General features: G+C 36.9%; 13 protein-coding genes. 6 read left to right on the top strand and 7 right to left on the bottom strand.

Features of this window, described 5'->3' with window-relative positions:
• Positions 1 to 37: 37 nt before the first annotated feature.
• From J2786_RS10525 to truA, 5 genes are all read right to left on the bottom strand, one after another.
• Positions 38 to 1795 (bottom strand): ABC transporter ATP-binding protein, encoded by a 1758-nt coding sequence (locus tag J2786_RS10525; RefSeq protein ID WP_047435325.1) that lies wholly within the window; start codon positions 1793 to 1795, stop codon positions 38 to 40.
• Between the two features lie 128 nt (positions 1796 to 1923).
• The gene (locus J2786_RS10520; RefSeq protein ID WP_310025101.1) at positions 1924 to 2694 is read right to left on the bottom strand and encodes an alpha/beta hydrolase; all 771 of its coding nucleotides are present in this window, start codon (positions 2692 to 2694) and stop codon (positions 1924 to 1926) included.
• Positions 2695 to 2780: 86 nt separating this feature from the next.
• Positions 2781 to 3368, bottom strand: coding sequence for a Crp/Fnr family transcriptional regulator (locus J2786_RS10515; RefSeq protein ID WP_047435330.1), 588 nt, complete (start codon positions 3366 to 3368; stop codon positions 2781 to 2783).
• A gap of 77 nt (positions 3369 to 3445) precedes the next feature.
• Positions 3446 to 3787: a hypothetical protein gene (locus J2786_RS10510; protein WP_047435333.1), complete on the bottom strand. Its 342-nt coding sequence runs from the start codon at positions 3785 to 3787 to the stop codon at positions 3446 to 3448.
• A gap of 23 nt (positions 3788 to 3810) precedes the next feature.
• On the bottom strand, positions 3811 to 4545 hold the full coding sequence (gene truA, locus J2786_RS10505) for a tRNA pseudouridine(38-40) synthase TruA (protein WP_047435335.1): 735 nt from the start codon (positions 4543 to 4545) through the stop codon (positions 3811 to 3813).
• A 109-nt stretch (positions 4546 to 4654) separates the two neighbouring features.
• On the opposite strand from truA, the gene lpxK reads away from it, so the two are divergent.
• From lpxK to J2786_RS10475, 6 genes are all read left to right on the top strand, one after another.
• Positions 4655 to 5680 (top strand): tetraacyldisaccharide 4'-kinase, encoded by a 1026-nt coding sequence (gene lpxK / locus J2786_RS10500; RefSeq protein WP_047435338.1) that lies wholly within the window; start codon positions 4655 to 4657, stop codon positions 5678 to 5680.
• Complete coding sequence (locus tag J2786_RS10495; protein WP_047435341.1) at positions 5664 to 6479, top strand: purine-nucleoside phosphorylase; 816 nt, start codon at positions 5664 to 5666, stop codon at positions 6477 to 6479. Before lpxK ends, J2786_RS10495 begins: the two co-directional genes overlap by 17 nt.
• Before the next feature lie 208 nt (positions 6480 to 6687).
• Positions 6688 to 7203, top strand: coding sequence for a TlpA family protein disulfide reductase (locus J2786_RS10490; protein ID WP_047435910.1), 516 nt, complete (start codon positions 6688 to 6690; stop codon positions 7201 to 7203).
• Positions 7204 to 7287: 84 nt separating this feature from the next.
• Positions 7288 to 7743 carry a GNAT family N-acetyltransferase gene (locus J2786_RS10485; protein ID WP_047435344.1) on the top strand — a complete coding sequence of 152 codons (456 nt, stop codon included), beginning with the start codon at positions 7288 to 7290 and terminating at the stop codon, positions 7741 to 7743.
• Positions 7744 to 7909: 166 nt separating this feature from the next.
• On the top strand, positions 7910 to 9007 hold the full coding sequence (dinB, locus tag J2786_RS10480) for a DNA polymerase IV (RefSeq protein ID WP_047435347.1): 1098 nt from the start codon (positions 7910 to 7912) through the stop codon (positions 9005 to 9007).
• A 44-nt stretch (positions 9008 to 9051) separates the two neighbouring features.
• A complete protein-coding gene (locus tag J2786_RS10475; protein WP_047435350.1) occupies positions 9052 to 10524 on the top strand; it encodes an alpha-amylase in 1473 nt (490 codons plus the stop codon).
• A gap of 50 nt (positions 10525 to 10574) precedes the next feature.
• Here the strand turns inward: J2786_RS10475 and J2786_RS10470 are convergent, their stop codons facing one another.
• Together J2786_RS10470 and J2786_RS10465 are read right to left on the bottom strand one after the other, a co-directional pair.
• Positions 10575 to 10742, bottom strand: coding sequence for a hypothetical protein (locus J2786_RS10470; RefSeq protein ID WP_167497858.1), 168 nt, complete (start codon positions 10740 to 10742; stop codon positions 10575 to 10577).
• Positions 10743 to 10990: 248 nt separating this feature from the next.
• A complete protein-coding gene (locus J2786_RS10465; RefSeq protein WP_047435353.1) occupies positions 10991 to 12331 on the bottom strand; it encodes a carboxylesterase family protein in 1341 nt (446 codons plus the stop codon).
• Between the last annotated feature and the right edge of the window lie 356 nt (positions 12332 to 12687).

Below are 12687 nucleotides of genomic sequence, written 5' to 3'. Positions count from 1 at the left end.
ATGACTCTCTTTTTTGTTTATTATTATTCCCTATGGATTATGATTCTTTTTCTTCTTCCATTTCCACTTCATGTCGCAACTGGGCTTTGTAAAGCGTAGCATAATATCCGTTTTTATCCAAAAGCTCAAGGTGCTTCCCTTCTTCTACAATTTTACCATGCTCCATCACAATGATTTTATCGGCTTTCTCAATAGTGGAAAGTCTGTGAGCAATAATAATGGAAGTTCTGTTTTTGGTAATTTTCTCTGTTGCTCTCTGAATAAGTTTTTCACTTTCGTGATCGATAGAAGAGGTGGCTTCATCCAGGATTAAAATTTTCGGATCTGATAAATAAGCTCTCAGGAAAGACAGCAATTGTCTTTGGCCTAAAGAGATTGACGACCCTCTTTCGCTCACTACATAATCATATCCGCCAGGAAGCTGCTGGATAAACTGGTCTACCTCAATTTCTCTGGCACCTGCTTTTATTTTATCTAAAGTTATGCTGTCATCTCCAAAGGAAAGATTTTCAAAAATACTTCCATGGAAAAGGAATACGTCCTGCAATACCACTCCGATATGACTTCTAAGATTATAAAGCTCATAATCCTTTAAATCCACATCATCAATGAGGATATTTCCGGAATTGATATCATATAATCTTGTAATTAAACTGATGATGGTAGATTTTCCCGCACCTGTTGCTCCAACGATAGCTACCGTTTCTCCCGGATTTACTTTGAAATCTATTCCTTTCAGTACTTCCTGTTTTTCATCGTAAGCAAAGTGGACTTTCCGGAATTCAATTTTTCCGGCAAAGTGATCTTTCTTCACGGTTCCGTTATTCGGCATTGAGTTTTCTTCATCCATTAATCCCAATACTCTTTCTGCTCCTACAATTCCTCGCTGGATATTATTAAAACGGTCAGCAATCTGTCTCAATGGACGGATCAGCATTGAAATATACTGGATAAACGCAATCACAACTCCCGCGCTGATGGTAATATAACCTCCGTAGAAAAGGATAAATCCAATGAATAACGAAGAAATAAGTTCCACTACAGGAAAGAACAGTGAAAAAATGAATACAGTTCTCAGCAATGCACCCTTCAGCGTAATATTGATGTCATCAAATTTTTTGAATTCGGATTCCTGTCTGTTGAATACCTGAATAATTGACATTCCCGCCAGTCTCTCCTGAACAAAAGAGTTTTGATTGGATGTCCAGTTTCTTTCATCCCCGAAAGCTTTTTTCAGTCTTTTCTGGAAGAATCTTGTAATCACCACCATTAAAGGTAAAATAGCCAATGTAATATAACTCAGATGGACATTGGTACTGAACATCATAATCAGTACAAACAGAATTCTCAGAATATCTCCGAATACCATCAGGAAACCGTCTGTATATACCGTTGCAATGGTTTCCACATCTCCTACCGCACGCGTTACCAGCTGTCCGATAGGTGTTTTATCAAAAAATGAGGTCTTGAAATAAATCAGTTTAGCATATAAACGCTCTCTGATATCCCTGATTACATTCTGCGAGATAAAATTTGAGAAATAAACCAGGAAAAAGTTTAAAACTGTTTCAGCAAACACCAATCCTACAAGGATATAGATATGTTTCATCATCAAAGCCTTATCATGAAGCTTTGTAATATCATTATCCACCACCTGCATAGTAAGATATGGCCTGTAAGTAGAAACAATAGAAAGGAAAATAGAAATTATAAGCGTAAGGATAAACCATGAACGGAACTTCATTCCGATAAAGAACAGCCTTTTTATAATTCCCCAGGTATCTTGTTTTTTCATTGTACGAATCGAAAGAAAGAATTAAAATATTCTATGCAAAAATAAGACATTATAACCGGACTGCCTTTACAACTTTTGCAAATCGTCATAGAAAATATCAGATACCTACTATTTACAATATGAATATATTAAGCATTCTTTTGTATCCACCCCAAAACATATTCTGCAACTTCTTCCCAATTTTTTTCACCACAGATGAAATGACTTCTTCCTGCAAACTCTTTAAAATCTACAATGCTGTTGGAATCTTTATAAGCCCCTGCTATTTTCTTTGAAAATGCTGCCGGAAAAATGTGATCATTAGAACCTGCAATGAACAGAAGTGGCTGGTGTGGTTTCTTCAGATCTAGTTTCGCAGAAGCTTTAAATAAAGGATCTTTTGCTAATTTTCTACTTTTAGGCACTGCTACCGCTGCGTATAATCTGTCACTTTCTTCTTTCGAATAATTATTGAAAAACGCTTTGTGATACCATTCTTTTGTTCCCAGATAGGGACTGTTTCCTTTGAAAAAATTCACCACCGGCCAAACGATTTTAATGGTAGAAAAAGGAGCCATTATATTTTTCGGTGGCGCACCGTCTATACTTACTCCGGCGGCGGCTTTTCCCATATCAATCAGCTTCTGTACCATAAGACCTCCAAAAGAATGTCCTATAACTATTGGTTTTTCAGGAAGGCTGTCTATCAGTTTTACAAGATTGCTGATTGTCTCGTCAAAACCTACATGTCTTAATTCTCCGGGAATAGTATTCTTTAAATCTACAGGATTTCCTTCATGCCCAGGATTAGATGGTGTATGCACAGTATACCCCTGAGCTTCGAAATATGTCTTCCATTCTTTCCAGCTTGTATTATTCACAAATAACCCATGAATTAATACGATTGTTTTTGTTTTCATAATTTTTACCTTTTTATTTTGTTAAATTGATGAAACAAATTTCCGCAGATAAAATGATAAAAACTTTAACTCAGGTTAAAATCGTACTATTTACCTGAAATTCTTTTCCTTATCCTGCTCAGTGAAGGTCCCTGAATGCCCAGATAGGAAGAAATATGATAAAGAGGAACATTACTGAAAATATCCGGATGCTCTTTCATCAGATCCAGATAACGCTCTTCAGGAGACTTTAATAAAAATCCTTCTACCCTTGTCATGGTAACATTAAAAGCCGCCTGTGCAAGAAGCCTTCCAAATTTCTCCCATTGATGCGACTGCAGATAAAGAGAAAGCAGATCCGTGTGCCGGATAAAAATAATAGAAGCATCTGTAAGAGCCTGAGTAAAATAATCACAAGGAATCTGATTAAGAAAACTTTTAAAAGGAACCACAAATCCATTGGCAGAATAAAGAAAAACATTCTTTTCTTCACCTGTATCTCCATTGATGACATAAGAACGGAAAACACCATCAACTATAAATCCCAGATAAGAGCATACATTTCCCTGAAGATTGTAAAAATCTCCTTTTTTATATTCTCTGGGTATCCAAAAATTTTCAGACAGGCTGAAATCTTCTTCAGAAAGTCCGGCAAAATGATGCAATGCAAAGGCTAGCTTTTCAATTTCAGTCATAGTTATTTTTTAGTAAACCTAATGGTATTTAAAAATAATCTTAATTTCTGATATTAAAAAGAAAAACAGTATGTGTTTTACTGATCAAGGGTCTTCCCTATTTCTTCAATTTCGATGGTTTTTGCAGGTCTTTCTTTTATAAACTTATTTTCCAGCAATTTATAAACTCCCCAAACTGCTACAATAGAGATTAGCCAACCTACTATATTCACACCGGAAAAGCCTGTATAATTTACATTATCCAGAGATTCAGGATCTGTTGCACCCAAATATACACCGTAACCCATACCTAACACGATCTGGGTTCCCAGATAAATTCCGATAGCCAGAATACCATACTGCCACTTTGTTTTTCCAAACCTTTCCGCTAGTTGTGCATAATATCGGTAAGCACCGATAAGAATAAAAATTGATAACATGATTATTATTTATTTTTAGTTTTTTATGTAAAGTCGTATCCCACATCTACAAGGTACAGCCCATGTCCTGGTGCTGAAGTTCCCGCTGCATTACGGTTTTTATCTTCAATTACTCTACGGAGATCCTCAGGTTTCAGTTTTCCGGTTCCAATTTCAACCATAGTTCCCACAATGGCGCGCACCATGTTTCTTAGAAAACGGTTAGCAGAAACAGTAAATTTCAGTTCTGAGCCGTTCTGCTCCCATTCTGCTTTGTAAATTTGGCAGATATTAGTTTTATTATCTGTTTTTAATTTGGCAAAACTGGTAAAATCTTCGTATTCGAAAAGAATCTTACAGGCTTCATTCATCGACTCCATATCCAGACCTCTTTTCCAGTGCTGCCATGCAGATTCCTGGGTGAACGGATTTTTTTCCAGCGAGATATAATATTCGTAGGTTCTGTAGGTTGCATCAAAGCGGGCGTGAAAATCATCTTTTACCGGAAAAATCCTTTTAATGGAAATATCGGGTGGAAGAAAACTGTTCAGTCTTCGCGTCAGCTGATCATTTATTTCCTGTTCGGTATCAAAATGAGCAAATATTTTTTTGGCATGAACACCGGTATCTGTTCTTCCTGCTCCTGTAGTTTTAATCTCTTCTCTTAAAATTGTGGAAAGTGCTTTTTCCAGTTCTTCCTGTACAGAAATAGCGTCCGGCTGTATCTGGTAGCCGAAATAATTCTTTCCGTTGTAAGAAAATTCTATAAAGTATCTCAATGTATTGTAATAACTCCACAAAAATACTTTAATTTAACGAAATATTTGTTGAAAAGTCTTCAAGAATAATATACCAAATGCTTATGAAAATCCCTATTTTTGCAATCGTATGAAAAGATGGTACCTTTATCCTTTTTCCCTTGGTTATCATTTGGTAACGGGTATCCGGAACACAATGTATGATCTGGGAATTTTTAAGTCGACAAAATTCAAAACGCCGATAATCAATGTCGGGAATCTTTCTGTGGGCGGAAGCGGAAAGTCACCCATGGTGATGTATCTTGCTCAGTTCCTGTCCAAACATTACAGAACCGGAGTGCTCTCACGTGGCTACGGAAGATTAACGAAAGGCTATGAAGTAACCAATTACGAAAGCAACTACAAAATGGTGGGTGACGAAGCGATGCAGCTTTTTGAGCGCTTTAAGAACCGTTTTGTTATTGCCGTTTCCGAAGAACGTGTTCCCGGAGCCAAAAAGGTGATTGATGATATGGATCTCGAAGTCCTTGTACTGGACGATGCGATGCAGCACAGAGCTATCAAAGCGGGATTCAATATTCTGATGACCGATTTTAATGATCCTTTTTTCAAGGATTACCTTCTTCCTGCCGGAGATCTGAGAGAATCCAGAGCAGGTTACAAAAGAGCCAATATCATCATGGTCAGCAAATGTCCTGATGAACTGACCGAGGAGACAAAAAGGTATTATATCTCAAGAATAAGACCTTCTTATGGACAGAAAGTTTTCTTTTCATCCATCGGTTATGACGAAAATGTATACGGAAAAGATAAAATGCTTCCGGATAATAACCTGAATTATTATGATATTTTACTGATTACCGGAATTGCGAATCCTAAGCCACTTCTGGAACATCTTGCAAAATTTTCAAAAAGGGTGAAACATTTAAAGTTCAGGGATCATCATAATTTCACGGATGATGATATTAAAAAAATCCTTGCCGAGTATAAAAAATTAGGAGAATATAAACTGATATTAACCACAGAGAAAGACTACGTACGTCTGAAAACTTTTGACTATCTTAGAGAAATTGTTTACTACTGGCCTATCAATGTATTGATTGATAAGAAAGAAGAATTCAATCAAATCATCTTAGATTATGTTAGAAAAAATTAAAGAGACTGCAGATTTTATTAGAAATATTATTCAGGAAACGCCTGATTTTGCAGTTGTTTTAGGATCCGGACTGGGAAAATTACAGCATGAAGTAGAACCGATCCATATTTTAGAGTACAAAGACATTCCCCATTTTCCACAAACGACAGTGGCCGGACATACCGGAAAACTGATTTACGGAATTCTGGAAGGAAAAAAAGTACTGATGATGAGCGGACGTTTCCATTACTACGAAGGACATTCGATGGAAACTGTAACTTTTCCGGTGAGAGTTTTTCACTTGCTAGGTATTCAAAACCTTATTCTTTCCAATGCATGTGGCGGCGTAAATCCTGCTTACAGTGTTGCAGATATCGTTATTCTGAAAGATCACATCAATATGATGCCTGAGCATCCGCTTCGGGGAAAAAATATAGATGAGCTCGGACCACGTTTTGTGGATATGAGCGAGCCTTACAACAAAAAAATGATTGCTACAGCGGAAAAGGCTGCTGCAGATCACCAGATAAAAATTCATCAGGGAGTTTATGTTGCCCTCCAGGGGCCTACTTTTGAAACCCCGGCTGAATATGGCATGATAAAAGCCATCGGCGGGGATATGGTAGGAATGAGTACCGTTCCTGAGGTAATTGTTGCAAGACATATGGGAATGGATGTTTTCTGTATTTCCGTAATTACAGACCTTGGCGGACCGGATGTAGCTTTTGCCGTTTCTCACGAAGAAGTCTTAAATGCAGCCAATAAAGCAATGCCCAATGTAATTGCCGTTGTGAAAGGTCTGATTAAAAACTATCAGTAGACATACTCCTGATATTACAACAGAAGACGCAACATTCCCCTCCCACGGAGGGGTGGCAAAAATTCAAAGAATTTTTGACGGGGTGGTTTTCCACATTTTCACTCTCCTCCATAGAATTCATCAATTTTATAAATTTTTCCTAATTCCACAGAAATCAATCCCAGATTGCAATTCATTGTTTAGATTTGTATCCATGAAATTGTATGAGATGAAAAAGTTGATATTAATATTGATGATGGGTATTTTTGGGATAAGTTATTCACAAAAAGTTCCTGCCGTTCTTAAAACGGGATTTTCAAAAGAGGCTTTGCAACAGAAACTGGAAGATGAAGAAGGAAAAGCCGTTACCATCCAGCAGATTCTTGATCAGCATAAAGGAAAAGTTTTAGTGATTGATTTTTGGGCAGGATGGTGTAGAGATTGCTTAAATGCGCTACCAAAAGCGAAGGAATTAGAGGAAAATAATAAGAATATTGATTTTGTATTTCTATCATTGGACCGTTCAAAAGAAGGGTTTCAAAAAAGTCTGGAAAGATTTGAGATGAAAGACAAAGAAAATTATTGGTTTTCCACAGGATGGAAAAATGATTTCAATAATTATGTAGACCTTAACTGGATCCCGAGATATATGGTGATTGATCAGAAATCTTCTATTGCAAAATATTATGCCATATCACCTGAAGATCCTGAACTTCAGCAAACCATAGATAAACTTTTAAAATAACTTCATTTATTTTAATCCGAAACATAAAAAACTCATTGGAACATCAACATTCAATGAGTTTTAAAATTTTAGATAGATAACACCATGATCACAAGAGAAGCCACAGAACAGGATTTAGAAATCCTTTTAGAATTCGAACAGGGAGTTGTAACTGCCGAAAGACCTTTCAACACTACACTTATTGAAGGAGAGATTCATTATTATGATTTAAAACATCTGATACAATCTCCGGAAGCAACCGTAATTGTTGCCGAAGAGAATAATGAAATCATTGCATCAGGATATGCACTGATCAAAAAAGCAGAGAAAGATTATTATCAGTTTAAAGAATATGCCTATCTGGGTTTTATGTACGTAAAACCAGAACACAGAGGAAAAGGAATTAATAAGGTAATTACCGATGAACTGATTTCCTGGTCAAAAGCAAGGGGAATCAGTGAGGTAAGACTAGATGTATATGCTCAGAATGAATCTGCCATAAAAGCTTATGAAAAAGCAGGCTTTGAGCCTCACCTTCTCACAATGAGGCTGAAACCGTAAGGGGTTGGAAGCAGGAAGATGGGAGATGGAAGTTGTTTATGTCCTAAGAATAATCTGTGACTTTTTTAATTAGTTTTCAATAATTAAGACATAAATTTCCTTATTGGCTTCAGACTTCCCTTCTACAAAAAATTTACCGTGAATAAAGGAATCCATATCTTTGTATATGGATTTTTCTTTGCCCCTTCGTAAAATTATTCATGTGGACATGGACGCATTTTATGCTTCTGTGGAGCAGCATGATAACCCTACATTGAAAGGCAAACCTATAGCCGTAGGAGGACAGCACCGTGGCGTAGTGGCAGCTGCAAGCTATGAAGCCAGAAAATATGGTGTCCGTTCTGCAATGCCCAGTAAAACAGCCAAAGAAAAATGTCCTCAGCTTATTTTTGTTCCTCCCCGATTTGCCCGATATAAGGAAATTTCGAAAAAGATCCGGGAAATTTTTTATGAGTATACCGATCTGGTAGAGCCTTTGTCCCTGGATGAAGCTTATCTGGATGTCACCGAAAATAAAAAAGGAATGGAATCTGCCAATCTTATCGCTAAAGAAATCCGTCAGAAAATTTTTGAACAGACAGGATTGACAGCTTCTGCAGGAATTTCCGTCAACAAATTTCTGGCTAAAGTAGCTTCCGATATTAATAAACCCAATGGTCAGAAAACCATTCATCCTGATAAAATGGAGCATTTTCTGGAAGAGCTACCTGTAGAAAAATTTTATGGCGTTGGAAAAGTTACAGCTAATAAAATGTTCAGCTTAGGAATTTATAAAGGAAAAGATTTAAAGAAGAGATCACTGGAAGATCTGGTAAAACTTTTTGGAAAGTCGGGAAAGCATTATTATAATGTGGTACGCGGGATTCATACTTCAGAAGTAAAACCTCATCGCATTCAGAAAAGTGTCGCTGTGGAAAGAACTTTTTTTGAAGATCTTCTGGACGAACAGCAGATTAATGAAAAACTGGAAAGCCTCGCAGAGGAAATCCATCAGAGATTACAGAAAAATAATATTCTCGGAAGAACTTTAACGTTAAAAATAAAATATAAAGATTTTTCACTTTTTACAAGAAGTATAACAAAGGAAGATTACTTTTCATCACCAGAACAGTATTATAATACCGGAAAGAAACTGTGGGAACTTCGTCCTTTTGATAAAGCTGTCCGCCTTCTCGGATTGTCTCTTTCCCACCTGAATACAGAAGAAAAAAAGCAGGTTTCCGTTCAACTAAAAATCCCGTTTGAGGAATTCGAAAATGAATAGGTCATATTTTTTTGCTACCTTGTATCAATCAAATCAGCAAATCTATGAACCCAACTATGATCCAGTTTTTCCACTGGTATTCTGAAGGAGACTCAACATTGTGGAAAGAAGCCGAAAAACAGGCAAAATATCTTGCAAAACTTGGAATTACTTCCGTATGGCTTCCACCAGCCTACAAAGGGACAAACGGCGGTTACTCGATAGGATATGACGCTTATGATCTCTATGATCTGGGAGAATTTGATCAAAAAGGAACAATCCCTACCAAATACGGCACTAAAAACGATTATACAAAAGCCATTAAAGCCTTAAAGAAACAAAATATACAAGTTATTGTAGATATTGTTCTTGGACATAAAGCCGGCGGTGATGAGCTTGAAAAATTCAAAGTGGTAAAAGTGGATGAGGAAAACAGAGAAAAAGTAATTTCCGATGTTATTGAAATAGAGTCTTATACCAAATTTACTTTTCCCGGAAGAGGAAAAAAGTATTCTGATTTTGAATGGAACTTCACCTGCTTCAGTGGCGTAGATTATGCAGAAGGAATGGATTCTCATATCTTTAAAATTCAGTCAGAATACGGTAATGACTGGGAAGAAATGATTGATGATGAAAAAGGAAATTATGATTACCTGATGTATAATGACATTGAGCACCGGAATCCTTTTGTACGGGAAGAGCTCAATACCTGGGCAAAATGGTATTTTGATCAGACAGATTTTGATGGAGTAAGACTGGATGCTTTAAAACATATTTCTTTTGATTTTTATAAAGAATGGCTCACACTGCTCCGCTCTAATTCCGGAAAAGACATTTTCGCCGTTGGAGAATACTGGGCTCCCGGATATCTTCATCTTCTCCAAAAATATATTGAAGTAACAGAAGGCTGCATGAGTCTTTTTGACAGTTCGTTACAGAATAATTTTCATACAGCTTCCAGAGAGGGAGGCTCTTATGATCTCAGACGAATTTTCGATGAAACGCTTACTCAGGCAGATCCTATGCATTCCGTAAGTTTGGTAGCCAATCATGACACACAGCCATTACAAGATCTTGAAGCTCCTGTAGAGCCATGGTTCAAGCCTATTGCCTATGCACTTATTTTATTGAGGAAAGATGGCTACCCATGTATATTTTATCCTGATCTCTATGGAGCTCATTATGTGGATAAAGACAGAGAAGGCAATGACCAGGAAATATTTATGCCTAAAGTAGATGGCATTGAAGAGCTGTTAAAAGCAAGAAAAGATTATGCATACGGTGATCAGCATGATTATTTTGAGGATGCCAACTGTCTTGGATGGGTGCGTACAGGAGATGATGATCATACCGGATGTGCTGTAGTTCTGAGCAATAAAGATTCTTACAACAAGCCTATGGAAGTAGGAATATTGTATGCAGGAAAAAAATTTAAAGATATCTTGAAAAGGTTTAAAGACAAAGTAATTATTGATGAAAATGGCTGGGGAAATTTCCCTGTCCCGGCGGGAAATGTAAGTGTCTGGATTCCTGAATAAGAGCCTTGTCAAGGTTTAAAACCTTGACAAGGCTTTCTTTCATTGTAAAATTAGCAATAAATATATCGGCAATTCCAAATATCTGTAGCCCATTCGCAGCATTGTCCGTCTTCGTTGGAAGTACAGCATACCTTACCCCAATTTAGATCTCCCGCTTTTAGGGTCTTCAGTTCATCACGTTTAAGTTTTTTTACTTTAAAATCTTTGTTTGTTTTCATAATTATTTTTTTTATGGTTTAGTTATTAAATATACATTAAAAAACAGAATTATGGATGAAAATCCAACACCAACTACCTGATTTAGTATATATAATAGTAAAATCTGAGAATAAATATTAAAGGCAGGGGTAAAACCACCCCGTCAAAAATTCTTTGAATTTTCGACACTCCTCCAGAGGAGGGGAATGTTTGTGTCTTCACCTGAGACATCTGTTAAAATTAGAAATTTTCTAAGCTTGCTATGCAGTTACATCTTTTTGATTTCCAGGATTTCTGGTCTTTCAGAGGTCTCTGATATTTTTCCTGTGCGGGCAAATTCAGCCCAGAGCGCTCTCAGCTTTTTACCATTCTCATGAATACGATCCCAAGGAATATTTTTTAACAGTTCGGATGATTTCCAGGCTGTCTCATTTCCAAAAATCAACGGAAGATCAATACAATGGGGTGCACCGATATGGTTGTCTTTCAATTTTGAATGAATTCTGAAGAGGTAGACATTTCCACCGGCTTCAGCCAGATGTTCAGCAAACTGCCTTGCCGGATTTCCATAGATCAGTGCCGTGGTTTTTTCAACCGTTTTATCCATGAGTCTTAAGCCAAATCCTTTTCCGAAATATTTATTTAAAGCTTCGGAAGTTTTAAGATAGAATGCTGTTTCATCATTATTTAAACCAATCAGAACATCGAATGTAAGCGCATTTTTTTTCCACATTCCCATCGAATCTTCTTCTTTACACAAAGGAAAGAACCCATATTGTGTACCAAAAGGCATTGCTGCTTTCAGTCCGTATTTTATGACAGAAGGTACAAGTGCTTTGTAGTCCTCCATCATTTTTAAAACATCGGTTTCATCTTTTAATCCTTCTGTTTTTTTAAGAAATTCTGCAGACATTTTCTGTCTTTTATGACGCAGCCCCAAAGGAGCACTCTGGATAATCAAACGCTGAAACAAACCTTCTACCCCCTCCGATATCATTAAATGGGCAATAGCATCACCTCCCGATGACTGCCCGAGAAGGGTAATATTATTTTCATTGCCTCCAAGATCTGCAATATTGTTTTTTATCCACTTTAACGCTTCAATGATATCCAGTAACCCAAGATTGGCAGGTCTTTTTTCATCTCCACCTAAAAAACCGAACAATCCCAGACGATAGGAAACGGTAACAACAATAATATGCTGTTCTTTTACCCATTGCGCAGGATCAGCAGTGGCAAGATCTCCACAGCCTATTTCATGAGAGCCGCCGTGAATCCAGACTACAACCGGGAGTTTTTCATTTTCAGATATCCTTTCCGGACGGGTTATGGAAAGGTATTGGGTAGATTCATCCGGTTCAAAACTTTCTACAGGAGTTGCCCCGATCATTCTTTCTACAAGGGGACTTAAAGCCTGTGGACACACCGGAATTTTTTCCGGAGAAACAATCATTGAGGATAAGGAAGCTTCTGCAGCAACAGGTTTTTTAAATCTTTCAGAACGGGCATAGCGGATGCTTCTGGCTCTGATGATTCCATTTTCTTTTAATCCTACAATTCTTCCGAACCGGGTTTCGAAAATTGTGGTTTCCTGCTGATTGGGTGTCATGTGTAAATGGTGAAACTTTTCCCTCTAAATTTAAGTATTTAAACACAAATAAGAACACAAATATTTACTAATTATTATCGTGTCTGTAGTGAAAAGATTAGTGTTACTAGTGTTTTTAAAAAATCTAAACACAAATTTCACAAATACGAACACAAATATTCACAAATCATTATTGTGTTATTCGTGAAAAAAATTAGTGTTATTCGTGTTGAAAAATCTAAACACAAATTTCACAAATACGAACACAAATATTCACAAATCATCATAGTGTTATCAGTGAAAAAAATTAGTGTTATTCGTGTTGAAAAATCTAAACACAAATTTCACAAATACGAACACAAATATTCACAAATCAT

This window comes from Chryseobacterium vietnamense (assembly GCF_031454475.1).
Lineage (GTDB): Bacteria > Bacteroidota > Bacteroidia > Flavobacteriales > Weeksellaceae > Chryseobacterium > Chryseobacterium vietnamense.
Note: the sequence above shows the minus strand (reverse complement) of the source record. Positions and strands in the feature narration are given on the sequence as shown.